We start from the raw sequence: 18,530 nt of genomic DNA, 5'->3' as shown, positions 1-18,530 counted from the left end.
AGATCTGTCCTATATATGTTTCTCCGACACCGGTATCACCCGCCTTTCCTTGACTGCTTTGTACGAAAAACTCGAATAGATCTCCTTCACCCCCGGCAACCGCTGCAGCACCTCCCGGGTAAATTCCCCAAACGACTCCAGGTCCCGTGCCAGGATCTCCAGCAGAAAGTCATAGCGCCCGGAGATGTTGTGGCAGGCGACGATTTCGGGAATTTCCATCAGCCGCTGTTCGAACGCCAGCGCCATGTCCTTGGTGTGCGAGTCCATCATGATGCTGACGAATGCGGTCACGCCAAACCCCAGCGACTTGGGCGAGAGGATGGCCTGGTAGCCGGTGATGTAGCCGTTTTCTTCCAGCAGCTTGACCCGTCGCCAGCAGGGCGAGGTGGTCAGTGCCACCTGATCGGCGAGTTCGGCAACGGTGAGGCGGGCGTTGTCCTGCAAGGCGGCGAGCAGGGCACGGTCGGTGCGGTCGAGGCTTGAAGGCATATTTTGCCCTCCTGGTCCGGTGATTATTGTTTTTGTTCCAGAAAGCACGCCTATGTGTAGGCTATTTTGGAAAATATTGGGCGGCTCGGTGGCATAAGCTTACAACAAACCACAAGAGGCCGTTGCCATGCGCGACTCCCACGACAACACCGGTTTTTCCACGCGGGCCATTCACCATGGCTACGACCCGCTGTCCCACGGTGGCGCCTTGGTGCCGCCGGTGTACCAGACGGCCACCTATGCCTTCCCCACTGTTGAGTACGGCGCTGCCTGCTTCGCCGGAGAGGAGGCGGGGCACTTCTACAGCCGCATCTCCAACCCCACGCTGGCCTTGCTGGAGCAGCGCATGGCTTCGCTTGAGGGCGGTGAGGCGGGCTTGGCGTTGGCATCAGGGATGGGTGCGATTACCTCAACCATCTGGACCCTGCTACGGCCTGGCGATGAGCTGATTGTGGGGCGCACCTTGTATGGCTGCACCTTCGCTTTTCTGCACCACGGTATTGGTGAGTTCGGCGTCAAAGTACGCCATGTCGATCTCAACGATGCCAAGGCTCTGAAGGCGGCGATAAACAGCAAAACGCGGATGATCTACTTCGAAACACCGGCCAACCCCAATATGCAGCTTGTGGACATTGAGGCGGTTGTCGAGGCGGTGCGGGGGCATGATGTGCATGTTGTGGTCGATAACACCTACTGTACGCCGTACCTGCAGCGGCCACTGGAGCTGGGGGCGGACCTGGTGGTGCACTCGGCAACCAAGTACCTCAGTGGCCACGGTGATATCACTGCGGGTTTGGTGGTGGGGCGCAAGGCGTTGGTCGATCGCATTCGCCTGGAAGGGCTGAAGGATATGACCGGGGCGGTGCTGTCACCGCATGACGCGGCGTTGCTGATGCGCGGTATCAAGACCCTGGCCCTGCGAATGGACCGGCATTGCGCCAATGCTCAGAAGGTGGCCGAATTTCTGGCTCGGCAGCCGCAGGTGGAATTGATTCATTACCCGGGGCTACCGTCTTTTGCCCAGTACGCGTTGGCCCAGCGACAGATGCGTTTGCCTGGGGGGATGATTGCGTTTGAGCTCAAGGGTGGCATTGAGGCGGGGCGGCGCTTCATGAATGCGCTGCAGCTCTTTGCCCGGGCGGTGAGCCTGGGAGATGCCGAGTCGCTGGCGCAGCATCCGGCGAGTATGACGCATTCTAGCTACACGCCGCAGGAGCGGGCGCATCATGGGATATCGGAGGGGTTGGTGCGTCTGTCGGTGGGGCTGGAGGATGTGGAGGACCTGCTGGCAGATGTCGAACAGGCATTGCAGGCCTGCTGTTAGGTTGCCTGCACTGGCCCCTTCGCGGGCACGCCCGCTCCCACAGGTATTCCACAAGTTTCACATGCTGTGGTGTACCTGTGGGAGCGGGCGTGCCCGCGAAGGGGCCAGTGAATCCAGCCCACAAAAAAGGCCTCTTGCGAGGCCTTTTGCATGTTCAGCAGATCAACGCTTGAGCCCGTAGCTCTCATCCAGCATGCCCGGCGAGTTGGGCGCTTTCGGCGCATAGTCGCGCGGCACTTCGGCGGTGTCTTTAGGCGGGGTCAGGCGGTCACGTGGGCCTTGCGGCGCATCGGAGTGCAGTGCAGCCAGCAGGCGTTGGCGAGTGACGTCATCGAGGGCCAGGCTGTTGGCGCCTTCAGCCAGGTGATCCTGTACGTCCTGATAGCTCTGGGTCAGTTTCTTGACCAGCATGGCGGTGCTGTTGAAGTGGGTGACCACTTCGTTCTGGTAGCTGTCGAAGCGCTTCTGGATGTCATCCAGTTGACGCTGGGTGTTGCTCGGCGCCGCGTTGGGCAGCAGGCGGGCAACAATGAAACCGACTGCCACACCGATGACCAAGGCCAGGGTTGGCAACAACCAAACAAGGAGCGAGAGTTCCACGAGTCCTTCCTCTATAAACGGCTTTGCTTTACGTTAACGGCTCAGACCTGCGCTGTATACCGCGAGCGATCGCAAATCAGAACAGAATTTCACACCTAGACGAATCGACCCTTCCCGAGGTCACGGAGTAGTGCCTTGCTTGTCCGCGAAACCCCCTTGTTCATCGATGGCCCTTGCGGCCAGCTTGAAGCTTTGTACCTCGACGTGGCGCAAGCCCGTGGCGCGGTGCTGATCTGCCATCCTAACCCGGTCCAGGGCGGCACCATGCTCAACAAGGTTGTCTCGACCCTGCAGCGCACCGCACGTGATGCCGGTTATGTGACCCTGCGTTTCAACTACCGTGGCGTCGGCCAGAGTGCTGGCAGCCATGACATGGGCGCTGGCGAAGTGGCCGATGCCGAGGCCGCTGCAGCATGGCTGCGTGCCAGGCACCCCGGGCTACCGCTGGTGCTGATGGGCTTTTCGTTCGGTGGTTTCGTTGCCACCAGCCTGGCCGGGCGCCTTGAAACAGCAGGTGTCGAGTTGCAGCACCTGTTCATGATCGCCCCGGCGGTCATGCGCCTGACCGCCGAATTCCCGCTGCCGCAGCGCTGCCCGATCACCGTGGTGCAGCCGGACGCCGACGAAGTCGTCGCGCCGCAGCTGGTTTACGAATGGTCCGACAGCCTGTCGCGTCCCCATGGGCTGCTGAAAGTGGCAGAATGCGGACACTTCTTCCATGGCAAGCTGACCGATCTGAAGGATCTGCTGCTGCCGCGCCTTTCGAACTGAGCCAAGCCTGAATAAGCGAACACCCATGACCACGCGCATTCTTACCGGTATCACCACCACCGGCACTCCGCACCTGGGCAACTACGCCGGCGCCATCCGCCCGGCGATCCGTGCCAGCCAGCAGCCCGGTGTCGACTCGTTCTACTTCCTGGCCGACTACCATGCCCTGATCAAGTGCGACGACCCGCTGCGCATCCAGCGTTCGCGCCTGGAAATCGCCGCCACCTGGCTGGCCGGTGGCCTGGACCCGGACAAGGTGACCTTCTATCGCCAGTCCGATATCCCGGAAATTCCCGAACTGACCTGGCTGCTGACCTGCGTTGCTGCCAAAGGCCTGCTGAACCGTGCGCATGCCTACAAGGCCTCGGTGGACAAGAACGTCGAGAACGGCGAAGACCCGGACGCCGGCGTGACCATGGGCCTGTTCAGCTACCCGGTGCTGATGGCCGCCGATATCCTGATGTTCAACGCCAACAAGGTGCCGGTCGGTCGTGACCAGATCCAGCACGTGGAAATGGCCCGCGACATCGGCCAGCGCTTCAACCACCTGTTCGGCCAGGGCAAGGACTTCTTCGCCTTGCCGGAGGCGGTGATCGAGGAAAGCGTGGCGACCCTGCCGGGCCTGGACGGGCGCAAGATGTCCAAGAGCTATGACAACACCATCCCGTTGTTCACCAGCGCCAAGGACATGAAAGACGCCATCTCGCGCATCGTCACCGATTCGCGCGCGCCCGGTGAGGCGAAAGACCCGGACAACGCGCACCTGTTCACCCTCTACCAGGCCTTCTCGACGCCTGAGCAATGCGCCGGGTTCCGCGAAGAACTGCTGCAGGGCCTGGGCTGGGGCGATGCCAAGCAGCGCCTGTTCCAGCTGCTGGACGGCCAGCTGGCCGAGAAGCGCGAGTACTATCACCAACTGATCGCCCGGCCGGCGGACCTGGAAGACATCCTGCTGGCCGGCGCCGCCAAGGCCCGCAAGATCGCCACGCCGTTCCTCGAGCAGCTGCGCGAGGCCGTTGGCTTGCGTTCGTTCCGCAGCAGCGTGCAGGCCAGCACCGAGGTGAAGAAGAAGGCTGCCAAGAGCGCACGCTTCGTCAGCTTCCGTGACGAAGACGGCAGCTTCCGTTTCCGCCTGCTGGCCGCCGACGGTGAGCAACTGCTGCTGTCGCGCAGCTTCGCCGACGGCAAAAGTGCTGGCGCCGTGAGCAAGCAGTTGCAGCAGGGTGGCGAGGCCGATGTCCGCGTCGAAGGCCTGAGCTTCGGCCTGTGGCTCGATGGCGAGCAGGTCGCCGAAGGGCCGCAGTTCGAAAGCGCCGAAGCTCGTGATGCCGCCATTCAGAGCCTGAACGAAGCTTTGGCGCCACAGCAGGACTGAGGCTGGCAAACGGTGGGAGCGGGCGTGCCCGCGAAACAGGTGCCGCGTTGCATGGCACCGGCTTTGCCGGTGTTCGCGGGCACGCCCGCTCCCACAGACTGATTGCCATTAAGCGGGCCTGTCGCTACAGTGACGGCCCGTTTTTTGTTGCCTCGCTAACGAATCATGACTCCCTTAGAACGCTATCAAGCAGATCTGAAACGTCCCGACTTCTTCCATGACGCGGCGCAGGAAACTGCGGTGCGTCACCTCCAGCGCCTGTACGACGACCTGGTGCACGCGCAGAACAACAAGCCGGGCGTGTTCGGCAAGCTGTTCGGCAAGAAGGAGCAGACCCCGGTCAAGGGCCTGTACTTCTGGGGTGGGGTAGGGCGAGGCAAGACCTACCTGGTTGATACCTTCTACGAAGCGCTACCGTTCAAGCAGAAGATGCGTACGCACTTCCACCGCTTCATGAAGCGTGTGCACGAGGAAATGAAAACCCTCAAGGGCGAGAAGAACCCGCTGACCATCATCGCCAAGCGCTTCAGCGAAGAAGCCAAGGTGATCTGCTTCGACGAATTCTTCGTGTCGGACATTACCGACGCCATGATCCTCGGCACCTTGATGGAAGAGCTGTTCAAGAATGGCGTGTCGCTGGTGGCCACCTCCAACATCGTGCCGGACGGCCTGTACAAGGATGGCCTGCAGCGTGCGCGCTTCCTGCCGGCCATCGCCATGATCAAGCAGTACACCGACGTGGTGAACGTCGATAGCGGGGTCGACTACCGTCTGCGTCACCTGGAGCAGGCTGAACTGTTCCACTTCCCGCTCGATGACGCGGCGCACCAGAGCATGCGCGCCAGCTTCAAGGCGCTCACCCCTGAGTGCACCCAGGCGATCGAAAACGACGTGCTGATGATCGAGAACCGCCCGATCAATGCCCTGCGTACTTGCGACGACGTCGCCTGGTTCGATTTCCGCGCCCTGTGCGACGGGCCGCGTAGCCAGAACGACTACATTGAGCTGGGCAAGATCTTCCACGCCGTATTGCTGAGCAACGTAGAGCAGATGGGTGTCACCACCGACGACATCGCCCGTCGTTTCATCAACATGGTGGACGAGTTCTACGATCGCAACGTCAAGCTGATCATCTCGGCCGAGGTGGAGTTGAAGGACCTGTATACCGGTGGGCGTCTGAGCTTCGAGTTCCAGCGTACCCTGAGCCGGTTGCTGGAGATGCAGTCGCACGAATTCCTGGCGCGCGCGCACAAGCCTTAACGGCAGCGGCAAGCTTCAGGCGGCAAGGAACATTCAGGGCAACGCGCCTCCGCCCTGGTTTTCCTTGTCGCTTCAAGCGCGAAACCTGCCGCTCTGGAGGCCTCTCAGGCTTCCTGCATGAACTGCTGCCGATACTGGTTCGGCGACAACTCGGTGTGCTGGCGGAACAGTCGCGCAAAGAAACTGGCATCGTCATACCCCACCTCGTAACTGATGGTCTTGATGCTTTTGCGCGTACTCGACAACAACCCCTTGGCTGTTTCGATGCGTAGCCGTTGCAGGTAGTGCAGGGGCTTGTCACCTGTTGCGCCCTGGAAGCGGCGCATGAAGTTGCGGATGCTCATGCCGTGGTTGCGGGCCACATCCTCGAAGCGGAACTTGTCGGCGAAGTGTTCCTCCAGCCAGTGCTGGATCTGCAGGATGATCAGGTCCTGGTGCAGCTTCTGCCCGCCAAAGCCCATGCGCCCCGGGGTGTAGTTGCGTTGTACTTCGTAGAGGATATCGCGGGACACCGCACGGGCCACGTTGGCGCCGCAGAAGCGTTCGATCAGGTAGATGTACAGGTCGCAAGCTGAAGTTGCACCGCCGGCGCAATAGATATTGTCGGCATCGGTCAGGTGCTTGTCCTGGTTCAGGCGGATCTGCGGGAAGCGTTCGGCAAAGCTGTTGAAGAAGCGCCAGTAGGTGGTCGCCTCCTTGCCATCGAGCAGGCCGGATTCGGCCAGCCAGAACACACCACTGGCCTCGGCGCACAGCACCGCGCCACGCGCATGCTGTTCACGCAGCCACGGCAGCACCTGGGGATAACGTTGCAGCAGGTTGTCGAAGTCATCCCAGTAGGCCGGGAGGATGATCACATCGGCGTCGTCCAGGCCGCCGTCAACCGGTAACTGCACATTGCTGAAGCTGTCCACGGGCTGGCTGTCGGGGCTCACCAGGCGGATTTCGAACATGGGCTGCAAGCCCAGGCCCAGCTGCTTGCTGTAGCGCAGACTGGCGAGGTGGAAGAAGTCCTTGGCCTGCATCAAGGTCGAAGCGAACACCTTGTCAATGGCCAGGATGCTGACGCGCCGCAGCGACGCTGAGGGTTGGGTAAACATCATTGTCATTGTTCTTATAGGGTAGAGTGGTCAATCACCGGCTGGATCGTCTTATTTTTTGGCGATTGTGTCTACCCCATGGAACAGCGGCGCGCAGTGTTTGGCTCAAGGCGCCGGGTTGGGTTGTTCCTGATGAATGGCTTCGATCGCTGTCAGCAGATCGGCGCTCAGGTTCAGTTCAAGGCTGGCCAGGTTGCTGTCCAACTGCTCCAGGCTGGTGGCGCCAATGATGTTGCTGGTCACGAACGGCTGTCGGGTGACGAACGCCAGGGCCATTTGCGCCGGGTCCAGGCCGTGCTCGCGGGCCAGCTGCACGTAGCGGCTGCAGGCCGCCACGGTCTGTGGGTTGGAGTAACGGGCAAAGCGGCTGAACAGGGTCAGGCGTGCATTGTCCGGCCGTGCGCCGTTCTCGTACTTGCCAGAAAGCATGCCGAATGCCAGCGGCGAATAGGCCAGCAAGCCACATTGCTCGCGTATGGCCACTTCTGCCAGGCCCACCTCGAAGCTGCGGTTGAGCAGGTTGTACGGGTTCTGGATCGATACCGCCCGCGGCCAGCCATGGCTCTCGGCCAGTTGCAGGAATTTCATGGTGCCCCACGGCGTTTCGTTGGACAGGCCGATATGACGGATCTTGCCCGCACGTACCTGCTCGTCGAGCACCTGGAGGGTTTCTTCCAGTGGGGTGAAGTGATCCTGCGGCAGGTGCTGGTAGCCCAGCTTGCCGAAGAAGTTGGTGCTGCGCTCTGGCCAGTGCAACTGGTACAGGTCGATCCGGTCGGTCTGCAGGCGCTTCAGGCTTTCGTCCAGCGCCGCGACGATGTGCTGACGGTTGTGCTTGAGCTGCCCGTCGCGGATATGGCTGATGCCGTTGCCCGGGCCTGCAACCTTGCTGGCCAGGATCCACGCGTCGCGGTCGCCATGTTCACGGAACCAGTTGCCGATGATGCGCTCGGTGGCTGCGTAGGTTTCCGGGCGTGGAGGGACCGGGTACATCTCGGCGGTGTCGATGAAGTTGACCCCGGCGGCCTTGGCCCGGGCAATTTGTGCGAAGGCCTCGGCCTGGATGTTCTGCTCGCCCCAGGTCATGGTGCCCAGGCACAGGGCGCTGACGTTGAGATCGGTACGGCCGAGCTGGCGGTATTCCATCGGTTAGTCACTCCTTGGCAATAGATGCTCATCAAAGCAGGTTGAAATTTTTCGCGCAATCTGGATAATTCAGCCCCTCTCCGCGTGGCGGAAGTGATGCACCATCACGCAGGAAGAACCCCGTCGAACATTGGCGTGCCCGACCCGAGCCCCCAAAAGCGTCTGTGTTCGGCTGCGCGCTTGCCCTTGGCAAGCTGTGCACTATCCAGTAAGATTCGCCGTCTATTTTTCGCTGGGCGGCCTCTGAGGCTTTAGAGAATGAAAACTTTTACTGCTAAACCGGAAACAGTAAAGCGCGAGTGGTTCGTAGTCGACGCCGCTGGCCAGACCCTGGGTCGTCTGGCTACCGAAATCGCTACCCGTCTGCGTGGCAAACACAAACCAGAATACACCCCTCACGTTGACACCGGCGACTACATCGTCGTTATCAACGCCGAGCAGGTTCGTGTGACTGGTGCCAAGTCTTCCGACAAAATGTACTACTCCCACTCCGGTTTCCCAGGCGGTATCAAGGAAATCAACTTCGAGAAGTTGATCGCCAAGGCCCCTGAGCGTGTTATCGAAACTGCGGTCAAGGGCATGCTGCCTAAGAACCCGCTGGGTCGCGACATGTACCGCAAGCTGAAAGTGTACGCGGGTGCTGCTCACCCACACACTGCTCAGCAGCCTCAAGAACTGAAGATCTAACGGGATAGTTCATTATGTCGGCGACTCAAAATTACGGCACTGGCCGTCGCAAGACCGCAACCGCTCGCGTATTCCTGCGTCCGGGTACTGGTAACATTTCCATCAACAACCGTTCTCTGGACGTGTTCTTCGGTCGCGAAACCGCTCGCATGGTTGTTCGCCAGCCGCTCGAGCTGACTGAATCCGTTGAGAAATTCGACATCTACGTCACCGTTTCCGGTGGTGGTGTCAGCGGTCAAGCCGGTGCGATCCGTCACGGTATCACCCGCGCTCTGATGGAATACGACGAAACCCTGCGTGGCGCTCTGCGTCGTGCTGGCTACGTCACCCGCGACGCTCGTGAAGTTGAGCGTAAGAAAGTGGGTCTGCGTAAAGCGCGTAAGCGTCCTCAGTACTCCAAGCGTTAATACCGCTTCGGCAGTCGAAAAAAGCCCGGTTCCTTGGAACCGGGCTTTTTTTTTAGGCTTGAACTAACCTGTCAGCAGTCAGTGGCCGCTTGTCGCATAGACGCAGATCAAGCAAAGCGCGGGTTGTCGCCCTTGCCGGGGTAATCACCTTGTCAGTGTGTGGATTTGTTTCTTACCATGGCGGCCAATTTTTAGTGCCATTGACACAACCTAAGTACAGGCCAGGTCCAACTGGCCAAGCAAGCTGATGGGAGAGGACTGAATGAGCAATGACGGCGTCAACGCAGGCCGGCGCCGCTTCCTCGTAGCCGCGACATCCGTGGTCGGGGCAGCGGGGGCAGTGGGGGCTGCGGTACCGTTCGTGGGGTCATGGTTTCCCAGTGCCAAGGCGAAAGCCGCAGGTGCACCGGTGAAGGTCAACGTCGCCAAGGTCGAGGCAGGGCAGCAGATGGTGGCCGAGTGGCGTGGCCAGCCCGTATTCATCGTGCGGCGAACTGAGGAAATCCTTGGCAATCTGAAAAAAATCACGGCTGACCTGTCCGATCCCGAGTCCAAGGCCTCGGTACAGCCGGCGTACGTCGACCCTGAGGTTCGCTCGATCAAGCCGGAAATTCTCATTCTCGTCGGCCTGTGCACGCACCTGGGCTGTTCGCCCCTCTTTCGGCCGGAAGTGGCACCCGCTGACCTCGGGCCGAAATGGGTAGGTGGTTATTTCTGCCCGTGCCACGGCTCCCGCTATGACCTGGCTGGTCGTGTCTACAAGTCCCAGCCGGCGCCTCTCAACCTGCCCGTGCCACCGCACTCTTATGAGTCGGACGAGATCATCGTCATTGGCGTCGACCAGGAGAAAGCATGATGAGCAAGTTCATGGACTGGATTGATGCTCGCTTCCCCGCCACCAAGATGTGGGAAGACCACCTGAGCAAGTATTACGCACCCAAGAACTTCAACTTCCTGTACTTCTTTGGCTCGCTGGCATTGCTGGTGCTGGTCAACCAGATCGTGACCGGCGTGTGGCTGACCATGAGCTTCACGCCCTCGGCGGAAGAGGCGTTTGCCTCGGTCGAGTACATCATGCGTGACGTGGAATACGGCTGGATCCTGCGCTACCTGCACTCCACGGGTGCGTCAGCGTTCTTCATCGTGGTCTACCTGCACATGTTCCGCGGCCTGCTCTACGGCTCTTATCAGAAGCCGCGCGAGCTGGTCTGGCTGTTCGGTATGCTGATCTATCTGGCGCTGATGGCTGAAGCGTTCATGGGCTACCTGCTGCCATGGGGGCAAATGTCGTACTGGGGCGCCCAGGTGATCATTTCGCTGTTCGGTGCCATTCCGGTGATCGGTGGTGACCTTACTCAGTGGATCCGCGGTGACTACCTGATCTCGGGTATCACCCTGAACCGCTTCTTCGCCCTGCACGTGGTTGCCCTGCCAATCGTGATTCTTGGCCTGGTGGTGCTGCACATCCTCGCCCTGCACGAAGTGGGTTCGAACAACCCTGATGGTGTCGACATCAAGAAGAAAAAGGACGAAAACGGTATTCCGCTGGATGGCATTCCGTTCCACCCGTACTACACCGTCAAGGACATTGTCGGCGTGGTGGTTTTCCTCTTCGTGTTCTGCGCCGTGGTGTTCTTCTTCCCTGAAATGGGCGGTTACTTCCTGGAGAAACCGAACTTCGAGCAGGCCAACGCTTTCAAGACGCCAGCGCACATCGCGCCGGTGTGGTACTTCACACCGTTCTACGCAATCCTGCGCGCGGTGCCTGACAAGTTGATGGGCGTCATTGCCATGGGTGCGGCCATCGCCGTGCTGTTCGTGCTGCCCTGGCTCGACCGCAGCCCGGTACGTTCCATGCGTTACAAGGGTTGGATCAGCAAGGCCTTCCTGCTGGTGTTCTGCGTGGCCTTCGTCATCCTCGGTGTGCTGGGCGTACTGGCACCGACACCTGGGCGTACCTTGTTGTCGCAGGTGTGCACGGTGCTGTACTTCGCCTACTTCCTGCTGATGCCGTTCTACACAAGGCTCGAGAAGACCAAACCGGTTCCGGAAAGGGTGACTGGCTGATGAAAAAGTTGATTGCAGTATTGTTGCTGGCAGTGATGCCTGCCTTTTCCTTCGCTGCCGAAGAGGGCATGGAGCTGGACAAGGTCGATATCGACCTGACTGACAAAGCCGCCATGCAGGACGGTGCGCGCACCTTCGCCAACTATTGCATGGGTTGCCACAGTGCCAAGTTCCAGCGTTACGAGCGGGTGGCTGATGACCTGGGCATCCCGCATGAACTGATGCTCGAGAAGCTGGTGTTCACGGGTGCCAAGATTGGTGACCACATGCAGATCGGCATGAAGCCCAGCGATGCCAAGACCTGGTTCGGTGCCGCGCCGCCCGACCTGACCCTGGTGGCCCGCGTACGCGGTACCGACTGGCTTTACACCTACCTGCGCAGCTTCTATGAGGATCCATCGCGCCCTTACGGGGTGAACAACAAGGTGTTCCCGAACGTCGGCATGCCTAACGTGCTGGTTGGTCTGCAAGGCAATCAGGTGGTAGGTTGCAAGCAGGTGCAGACTGTGGTCGATGGCAAGAAGCAATTCGACCCGTTGACCGGCAGCCCGTTGACCCATGAAGCTTGCGATCAGCTGACCATTACGCCGAATTCCGGTACCCTGACGACCGAGCAGTTCGACGAGAAGGTCAAGAACCTTGTGACCTTCCTGGCCTATTCGGCCAACCCAGTCAAGCTGGAAAGCCAGCGCATCGGTACCTATGTGCTGCTGTACCTGGCTTTCTTCTTCGTATTCGCCTACTTGCTCAAGCGTGAATACTGGAAGGACGTGCACTGATCACGCAGTAGTTTCTGGTTGTTGAACGCGCCCGGGGTGGCCTAGCAGTATTGCCAGGCCACCCCGGGCGCGTTTTCATTTAAAGTTGCACAAGCATCCGTGCGAGGAGCCGCTACATGGGCGCAACCAACAGGTTAGCCTGCTATTCCGATCCCGCTGATCACTATTCTCATCGGGTGCGCCTGGTTCTGGCCGAGAAGGGCGTCAGCGTGCAGTTTATCGATGTCGATCCCGCCCGCCTGCCGCCGAAGCTGGCCGAGGTCAATCCTTACGGCAGCGTGCCGACCTTGGTCGACCGTGACCTGGCGTTGTATGAATCGACCGTGGTAATGGAATACCTTGAGGAACGTTACCCGCACCCGCCGCTGATGCCGGTATACCCGGTTGCGCGTGGCAACAGCCGTCTGCTGATGCACCGCATCCAGCGCGACTGGTGTGCCTTGGCTGATACCGTGCTTGACCCGCGTAGCAGTGAAGCTGCCCGAACCGAGGCGCGCAAGGCCTTGCGCGAAAGCCTGACCGGGGTCTCGCCGTTGTTCAGCGAGTTCGCCTGCTTCATGAGTGATGAGCAAAGCCTGGTCGATTGCTGTCTATTACCCATACTCTGGCGTTTGCCGGTGTTGGGTATCGAGTTGCCGCGGCAAGCCAAGCCGCTGCTGGATTACATGGAGCGCCAGTTCGCCCGCGAGCCTTTCCAGGCGAGCCTGTCCTCCGTAGAACGTGAAATGCGCAAGCTTTAAGGAGCCGTTGATGAACTCCAGTCGCCCCTATCTGGTTCGAGCACTGTACGAGTGGATCGTCGACAACGATTGCACGCCCCATATGCTGGTCAATGCCGAATTCCCGAGAGTTCAGGTGCCGGATGGTTTCGCCAGTGATGGCCAGATCGTCTTGAATATCTCGCCAAGTGCCGTGCGCAGCCTGCACATGGACAATGACGCGGTCAGCTTTGAGGGGCGCTTCAGTGGCGTGGCTCACTCGCTGTTCGTGCCGGTTGGTGCCATCCTGGGTATCTACGCCCGCGAAAATGGCCAGGGTATGGTCTTCGAGCTGGAGCCGTCTTTGATGGATGGCGACGAGCTGGAAGACGATGATGTGCAGCCGGATGACGATGGCCCGCCAGACGATGGAGGGCAGCCGCCGCGTCCGAGTGGTCGGCCAAGCCTGAAAGTGGTCAAGTAACAAAAAAGGCGATCCAGAAGGATCGCCTTTTTGCTGGCAGTGAGTTTTCTGGCGCCTGTGAGCCCGGGCGTCGCCCGCGTGGCGCATCGCGCGCAGCCGCCTTGGTAGCAGGACGCAATATCGAGTCATGCGCCAAGGCGTTCGCGTGCAGATCCCACAGGGTTAATTGGCCCGAAACAAACGTAGGAGCGAGCGCCAGCTCGCGATGCGCCGCGCGGGCGGCGCCCGCTCTCACAGGCGCTATAAATCTCAACGCAGACCAATCAGTCGATGTACTCAAACAGCTTGACGATCTTCTGCACCCCCGACACGCCCTGCACTACGGCAGTGGCCGAGTTGGCTTCTTGGCGGGTGACCAGGCCAAGCAGGTAGACGATGCCGTTTTCGGTAATCACCTTGATGCGCGAGCTGGGCACGGCACTGTCAGTCAGCATCTGGGTCTTGATCTTGGTAGTCAGCCAGGCGTCGTTGTTGCGCGCCAGAATGGAGGAAGGCTGCATCACTTGCAGCTCGTTGTGCACTCTCTTGACTCGCTGTACCTGGCTGGCGGTTTGCTCAGCGAGGCTCTTGAGGTCGGCGCGCGGGGTCTGGCCGGCCAGCAGGACGATGCCGTTGTAGCTGCTGACAACGATGTGCGAGCCCTTGTCCAGGTCTGGGCTGGCCTTGGAAATGTTCACGGCGGCCTTGGTTTCGATCAGCGAGTCGTCGATCTTGCTGCCAATGGTGCGCGTGCCGCGATCGTCCTCGATCGGCGAATTGCGGGTAGAGGTGAGTACCGAGCTGCAACCAGTGACGCTCAGGCACAGGGTCAGGGCCATCAGGCCGAGGCGCATAGGGGTCATTCTTCACTCCCGAACAGTTGGCTGTCGATCAGATCGCAAAGGCAGTGGATCGCCAGCAGGTGGACTTCCTGGATGCGCGCAGTAACTGTCGAAGGCACGCGGATTTCCACGTCCTCGGGCAGCAGCAGCGAAGCCATGCCGCCGCCGTCGCGACCAGTCAATGCTACGACAATCATTTCACGGTCATGCGCGGCCTGGATCGCCTGGATCACGTTGGCCGAATTGCCGCTGGTGGAGATCGCCAGCAGAACGTCACCGGGCTGGCCCAGGGCGCGGATCTGCTTGGAAAAGACTTCGTTGTAGCTGTAGTCGTTGGCGATCGAGGTCAGGGTCGAGCTGTCAGTGGTCAGCGCGATGGCTGGCAGGCTGGGACGCTCGCGCTCGAAGCGGTTGAGCAGCTCCGATGAAAAGTGCTGGGCATCGCCGGCCGAGCCGCCGTTGCCGCAGGCGAGCATCTTGCCCTCGTTGAGCAGCGCATTGACCATGACCAGGCTGGCCTGCTCGATGTGCGGTGCCAGGATGTCCATTGCCTGTTGCTTGGTTTCGATGCTGGCCTCGAACAGCCGGCGAATTCGGGATTGCATGTCCATCTGGTGACCTTAAATGGGGCGGTGGCCTTTGCTACGCGCAACTACGACCAGCCCGCGATACATAGAGCAAAAAAAACGAAGTGGGTTCAGCATTCGAAGGCGTTTTTCAGCCATTGAAGCGGTCTGCCTGCATGGTGGCTGCCCTGCAGGGCGACTACGTCGAAGCGGCAGGGGTGGTTGCCCCAGTGGGGCTCCTTCTGCAGGAACAGGCTGGCGGCGAGCACCAACCGTTTCTGCTTGCGCCAGTCGATACTGTCGAGGGCGCCTCCGAAGCCCGCGTGCAACCGGTAGCGGACTTCGACGAATACTACTGTATCGGCGTCGAGCATGACCAGATCAAGCTCGCCGCCTTTGCATCGCCAGTTACGCACCAGCAACTGCAACCCTTGCCCCTGAAGGTACTCAAGGGCTTGGGTTTCTGCCGCTTGCCCGGCACGGGTAGGCGATGCTGCGACCATCAACGCACGGTGTCAGGCAGGCGCTTGACCTGGCCGCCGGTAAACTCGGCCCATGGCAACTGGCGCTCGACGCGCTGGTTGGCATTGATGCTCAGGCTGCCCGAAAGCCCTAGGATGCGGTTGTCCGGAAGCGCTTTCAGTTGGCCCAGGCGCGGCGCCAGGCTGTAGGCATCGACGCCCATGGCGTACAGGCGGCCGAGGCTGCCAGCGGCTTGCGGCCACTGCTGTACAACCTGTTGACGCAGACTGTTGCTGGTGTCGAGCAGCCACGGTGTTTCGCAGAAGCGGATGCCGTTCATGTCATTGTACTGGTTGACGTCACCGCTGGCGCTGTACAGGTTCGAGGTGGCATAGACCGGCACGTCACCGGCGTACTGGAAGTTCAGGGTCGGCTTGATCTGCTGCGCCTGTTGCGGGGTCGAGGCGAGGAAGATGAAGTCGATGTCCTGGCGGCGCGACGGTTGTGCCGCGATGCTGCCGCCCACCGTGCTTTGCAGGCTCTTGGCGCGGCCTTCGCTTTGGCGCAACTGGAACAGGTCGGCAATCTGTTGGGCCAGGGCGACCGGCTGAGCGATACGCTCGGCGGCGAGCAGGGTTCCGCCATTGCCTTCCCAGTCCTGGCGGAAGGCGGCCAGGACACGGTCACCCCATTCGCCGCTCGGTACCAGGGCTACGGCGCGGACCATGCCGTCGGCGCGGGCGCGGCGGGAGACTTCACGGGCTTCGTCTTCGGCAGCCAGGCCGAACTGGAACAGTTGCGGCGGGGCCTTCTGGCCGGCGTCGGCGTAGTTCAGGGCCAGTGTGGTGATCGGCAGTTGCGGTTTGGCGGCCAGCTGCTTGACCAGCGGCTTTTCCAGCGGGCCAATGACCAGTTGCACGCCGGCGGCCTGCGCTTGGCGATAGAACTCGTCCAGCGAGCCGATGCGCGAGCTGTCGAATACCTGCACGGCAGGTGCCGGCTGGCCGGTCTGCTGAGCTTGGAAGTGGGCGGCCATGAAGCCATCGCGCAGGGCGCGGGCAACGCCGGCCAGTGGGCCTTCCTGAGGCAGCAGCAGGGCGATCTTGGTCAGCGGCTGGCTGGCCAGTTCCTTGAGCTTGATCAGGGCCTGCGGCAGTTGCTGAGCGGCAGGGTGGTCCGGATGCTGTTTGACCCAGGTCTCGATGGCCGCTTGCTGCTGCTCCAGGGTGCCGGCGCTTTTCACGGCGAACGCCAGGCTGGTCCAGCCTGCCAGGGCCTGATCGTTGGTCGGTTGCTGCAGTTGCTCTGCAGGCAGCGAGGCGATCAGGGCCCAGATGGCGTCATTGTTGGCGCTGGCGGCCTGGCCGCTGAGCAGTGGCGCCAGCAGTATGCGCTGTTGTGCGGCAGCCAGGGCCTGGCCATCGGCTTCGAGCGCGGCGGCGTGCACGGTGTAGGTACGCGCTTGCAGCTCTGGCGGCAGCTCGGCAAGGCGCTGCAGGCTGGGGTGGGCCAGGGCGGTCAGCGCTGCTTTGGGCTGGTTGCGGCTCATGGCCAGTTCAGCCGCTAGGGTGCTGGCGAACACTTGCTGGGCCGGCTTGAGCGTGTCCAGCGGGACCTGCTCGAGAATGCGTGCGGCGCGTGGGAAGTCCTTCTGCTTGAAGGCCAGGTCGGCCGCGCTCAGGCGCAGCAGGGCGGCGTCTTCTGCAGACTTGCTGGAGGCGGCCTTTTCAAGCAGTTGCTCGATGCTGGCGTCCGGGGTGCGTGGCAGTTCGCCCAGGCTGGATGAGGGCGAGCTGGCGCAGGCTGCCAGCAGGGCGGCGAGGCAGAGGGCTGTGAGCAGCCGCAGGCAAGCGATCATGTAAAGGTCCTGTTACTCGATCAAGTTGGCCGACAATTGTACCCAAGCACTGGCCGGGGCGCGATGTTGCTGTGTCGATCCTTCACTATAGGTGGCTTGTTCCTGATCGCCGGCGAAGTTCTTTACGCCCTGTTGCAGGCGCTCGGGCTACAATGGCGCCTTTGATCCGAATGACAGGTGTGCGCAGTGACTGATGTGGCAGGGGCTTCGAAATCCACGGTGGGGACGCTGTATGTGGTGGCAACCCCCATCGGCAACCTCGACGACATGAGCGCCCGGGCGCTGAAAGTGCTGGCGGACGTGGCCCTGATCGCCGCCGAAGACACCCGTCATTCGATCCGCCTGCTGCAACACTTTGGCATCGACACGCCGTTGGCCGCTTGTCATGAGCACAACGAGCGCGACGAAGGCGGGCGTTTTCTCTCCAAACTGCTGGCGGGTGAAAATGTGGCATTGGTCTCCGATGCCGGCACACCTCTGATTTCCGACCCAGGCTACCACCTGGTGCGTCAGGCGCGTGCCGCAGGGGTGAGCGTGGTGCCGGTGCCTGGCGCCTGTGCCTTGATCGCCGCACTATCGGCGGCAGGCCTGCCGTCGGACCGCTTCATCTTCGAAGGCTTCCTGCCGGCCAAGCAGGCAGGGCGCCGGGCGCGCCTGGAGCAAGTGAGGGAAGAGCCGCGCACGTTGATCTTCTATGAAGCCCCGCATCGAATCCTGGAGTGTCTTGAAGACATGGAGGCGGTATTTGGTGGCGATCGCCCGGCGTTGCTGGCGCGCGAACTGACCAAGACCTTCGAGACCCTCAAGGGCTTGCCGCTGGCTGAGTTGCGGGCTTTCGTAGCTGGCGACAGCAACCAGCAGCGCGGTGAATGCGTGGTGCTGGTCGGCGGTTGGAGCGCGCCGGAGGGCGAGCAGGCCATCAGTGCCGAAGCTCAGCGAGTGCTCGACCTGCTATTGGCGGAGTTGCCACTGAAGCGGGCCGCGGCGCTTGCAGCGGAAATTACCGGGGTGCGCAAGAACCTGTTGTATCAACTTGCCCTGGAAAAGCAGAAAGCTGAGTAGTGGCAGTTTGACATAGATGTCGGTATCGCTTGTTCTTGCGCGCGCGTGCCGGTAACCTTGGCGGCGGAGAGTCGATCGGACAGTCGCTGCCTGTTTTTGTTCCGCAACTTTTTGTTGTGTGAGCAGCAGGGGGAGGAAAGTCCGGGCTCCATAGGGCAGAGTGCCAGGTAACGCCTGGGAGGCGTGAGCCTACGGAAAGTGCCACAGAAAATAACCGCCTAAGCACTTCGGTGCCGGTAAGGGTGAAAAGGTGCGGTAAGAGCGCACCGCACGGCTGGCAACAGTTCGTGGCTAGGTAAACCCCACTCGGAGCAAGACCAAATAGGGTTCCATCAGGCGTGGCCCGCGTCGGAACCGGGTAGGTTGCTAGAGGCGTCCAGTGATGGCCGTCGTAGAGGAATGACTGTCCTCGACAAAACCCGGCTTACAGATCGACTCTCCACCTTTCTTCCCCTGCTTGAATCGATAGCAGAACCCCTCTGGTAATACCGAAAAAATCTTACTCTTAATAAATTACTTTAACTTCGAACTCCATTTGCTTGCGTGGGTTTGATTTTTCTCGTGTTTTTTTCTC

The 18,530-nt window shown here is 60.9% G+C and carries 20 protein-coding genes and 1 other RNA gene; 13 read left to right on the top strand and 8 right to left on the bottom strand.

Annotated elements, in window-relative coordinates; genetic code table 11:
• Positions 1-9: 9 nt before the first annotated feature.
• On the bottom strand, positions 10-489 hold the full coding sequence (locus ACE4QZ_RS22650; RefSeq protein ID WP_003251803.1) for an Lrp/AsnC family transcriptional regulator: 480 nt from the start codon (positions 487-489) through the stop codon (positions 10-12).
• Between the two features lie 127 nt (positions 490-616).
• On the opposite strand from ACE4QZ_RS22650, the gene ACE4QZ_RS22645 reads away from it, so the two are divergent.
• Positions 617-1,813, top strand: a complete 1,197-nt coding sequence (locus ACE4QZ_RS22645) for a methionine gamma-lyase (RefSeq protein WP_021784133.1) — start codon at positions 617-619, stop codon at positions 1,811-1,813.
• A gap of 162 nt (positions 1,814-1,975) precedes the next feature.
• On the opposite strand, the gene ACE4QZ_RS22640 is transcribed toward ACE4QZ_RS22645, so the two are convergent.
• Positions 1,976-2,413 carry a YhcB family protein gene (locus ACE4QZ_RS22640; RefSeq protein ID WP_010952432.1) on the bottom strand — a complete coding sequence of 146 codons (438 nt, stop codon included), beginning with the start codon at positions 2,411-2,413 and terminating at the stop codon, positions 1,976-1,978.
• A 135-nt stretch (positions 2,414-2,548) separates the two neighbouring features.
• On the opposite strand from ACE4QZ_RS22640, the gene ACE4QZ_RS22635 reads away from it, so the two are divergent.
• The 3 genes from ACE4QZ_RS22635 to zapE all read left to right on the top strand — a co-directional run bounded on the left by ACE4QZ_RS22635 (position 2,549) and on the right by zapE (position 5,819).
• Positions 2,549-3,184 (top strand): alpha/beta hydrolase, encoded by a 636-nt coding sequence (locus ACE4QZ_RS22635; RefSeq protein ID WP_021784135.1) that lies wholly within the window; start codon positions 2,549-2,551, stop codon positions 3,182-3,184.
• Positions 3,185-3,209: 25 nt separating this feature from the next.
• Positions 3,210-4,559: a tryptophan--tRNA ligase gene (locus ACE4QZ_RS22630; protein ID WP_021784136.1), complete on the top strand. Its 1,350-nt coding sequence runs from the start codon at positions 3,210-3,212 to the stop codon at positions 4,557-4,559.
• A gap of 165 nt (positions 4,560-4,724) precedes the next feature.
• The gene (gene zapE, locus ACE4QZ_RS22625; RefSeq protein WP_014592295.1) at positions 4,725-5,819 is read left to right on the top strand and encodes a cell division protein ZapE; all 1,095 of its coding nucleotides are present in this window, start codon (positions 4,725-4,727) and stop codon (positions 5,817-5,819) included.
• Between the two features lie 104 nt (positions 5,820-5,923).
• On the opposite strand, the gene ACE4QZ_RS22620 is transcribed toward zapE, so the two are convergent.
• Both ACE4QZ_RS22620 and ACE4QZ_RS22615 read right to left on the bottom strand, forming a co-directional pair.
• Positions 5,924-6,844: a GlxA family transcriptional regulator gene (locus ACE4QZ_RS22620; RefSeq protein WP_172402841.1), complete on the bottom strand. Its 921-nt coding sequence runs from the start codon at positions 6,842-6,844 to the stop codon at positions 5,924-5,926.
• A gap of 180 nt (positions 6,845-7,024) precedes the next feature.
• Entirely contained in the window at positions 7,025-8,065 is a 1,041-nt protein-coding gene (locus tag ACE4QZ_RS22615) for an NADP(H)-dependent aldo-keto reductase (protein WP_021784138.1), read from the bottom strand.
• A 258-nt stretch (positions 8,066-8,323) separates the two neighbouring features.
• Here ACE4QZ_RS22615 and rplM point away from each other — a divergent pair, with 258 nt between their 5' ends.
• The 7 genes from rplM to ACE4QZ_RS22580 all read left to right on the top strand — a co-directional run bounded on the left by rplM (position 8,324) and on the right by ACE4QZ_RS22580 (position 13,187).
• Entirely contained in the window at positions 8,324-8,752 is a 429-nt protein-coding gene (rplM, locus tag ACE4QZ_RS22610) for a 50S ribosomal protein L13 (protein WP_003251819.1), read from the top strand.
• Between the two features lie 14 nt (positions 8,753-8,766).
• Positions 8,767-9,159 carry a 30S ribosomal protein S9 gene (gene rpsI, locus ACE4QZ_RS22605; RefSeq protein ID WP_003251821.1) on the top strand — a complete coding sequence of 131 codons (393 nt, stop codon included), beginning with the start codon at positions 8,767-8,769 and terminating at the stop codon, positions 9,157-9,159.
• Between the two features lie 262 nt (positions 9,160-9,421).
• Entirely contained in the window at positions 9,422-10,015 is a 594-nt protein-coding gene (gene petA / locus ACE4QZ_RS22600) for a ubiquinol-cytochrome c reductase iron-sulfur subunit (protein ID WP_028697484.1), read from the top strand.
• Positions 10,015-11,226: a cytochrome b gene (locus ACE4QZ_RS22595; RefSeq protein WP_028697485.1), complete on the top strand. Its 1,212-nt coding sequence runs from the start codon at positions 10,015-10,017 to the stop codon at positions 11,224-11,226. Before petA ends, ACE4QZ_RS22595 begins: the two co-directional genes overlap by 1 nt.
• Complete coding sequence (locus ACE4QZ_RS22590) at positions 11,226-12,005, top strand: cytochrome c1 (protein WP_021784141.1); 780 nt, start codon at positions 11,226-11,228, stop codon at positions 12,003-12,005. The genes ACE4QZ_RS22595 and ACE4QZ_RS22590 overlap by 1 nt, the downstream gene beginning before the upstream one ends.
• 116 nt (positions 12,006-12,121) lie before the next feature.
• Complete coding sequence (locus tag ACE4QZ_RS22585; RefSeq protein WP_021784142.1) at positions 12,122-12,745, top strand: glutathione S-transferase N-terminal domain-containing protein; 624 nt, start codon at positions 12,122-12,124, stop codon at positions 12,743-12,745.
• Between the two features lie 10 nt (positions 12,746-12,755).
• Positions 12,756-13,187, top strand: a complete 432-nt coding sequence (locus tag ACE4QZ_RS22580) for a ClpXP protease specificity-enhancing factor (RefSeq protein WP_021784143.1) — start codon at positions 12,756-12,758, stop codon at positions 13,185-13,187.
• A gap of 263 nt (positions 13,188-13,450) precedes the next feature.
• On the opposite strand, the gene ACE4QZ_RS22575 is transcribed toward ACE4QZ_RS22580, so the two are convergent.
• From ACE4QZ_RS22575 to ACE4QZ_RS22560, 4 genes are all read right to left on the bottom strand, one after another.
• Complete coding sequence (locus ACE4QZ_RS22575) at positions 13,451-14,029, bottom strand: BON domain-containing protein (protein ID WP_021784144.1); 579 nt, start codon at positions 14,027-14,029, stop codon at positions 13,451-13,453.
• The gene (locus tag ACE4QZ_RS22570) at positions 14,026-14,619 is read right to left on the bottom strand and encodes a phosphoheptose isomerase (protein WP_012053657.1); all 594 of its coding nucleotides are present in this window, start codon (positions 14,617-14,619) and stop codon (positions 14,026-14,028) included. The genes ACE4QZ_RS22575 and ACE4QZ_RS22570 overlap by 4 nt, the downstream gene beginning before the upstream one ends.
• Positions 14,620-14,705: 86 nt before the next feature.
• Positions 14,706-15,077, bottom strand: a complete 372-nt coding sequence (locus tag ACE4QZ_RS22565) for a YraN family protein (RefSeq protein WP_103443780.1) — start codon at positions 15,075-15,077, stop codon at positions 14,706-14,708.
• Positions 15,077-16,894, bottom strand: a complete 1,818-nt coding sequence (locus ACE4QZ_RS22560; RefSeq protein ID WP_021784146.1) for a penicillin-binding protein activator — start codon at positions 16,892-16,894, stop codon at positions 15,077-15,079. Before ACE4QZ_RS22560 ends, ACE4QZ_RS22565 begins: the two co-directional genes overlap by 1 nt.
• A 267-nt stretch (positions 16,895-17,161) precedes the next feature.
• On the opposite strand from ACE4QZ_RS22560, the gene rsmI reads away from it, so the two are divergent.
• Together rsmI and rnpB are read left to right on the top strand one after the other, a co-directional pair.
• Complete coding sequence (rsmI, locus tag ACE4QZ_RS22555) at positions 17,162-17,956, top strand: 16S rRNA (cytidine(1402)-2'-O)-methyltransferase (protein ID WP_230065380.1); 795 nt, start codon at positions 17,162-17,164, stop codon at positions 17,954-17,956.
• 67 nt (positions 17,957-18,023) lie between these two features.
• Positions 18,024-18,399: RNase P RNA component class A (gene rnpB / locus ACE4QZ_RS22550), an RNA gene on the top strand.
• Positions 18,400-18,530: the final 131 nt, after the last annotated feature.

The organism is Pseudomonas sp. DCA-1 (genome assembly GCF_046523955.1).
GTDB classification, from domain to species: Bacteria; Pseudomonadota; Gammaproteobacteria; order Pseudomonadales; family Pseudomonadaceae; genus Aquipseudomonas; species Aquipseudomonas putida_Y.
The sequence above is the reverse complement of the archived record's forward strand: the minus strand, read 5'-3'. Positions and strand labels throughout refer to the sequence as shown.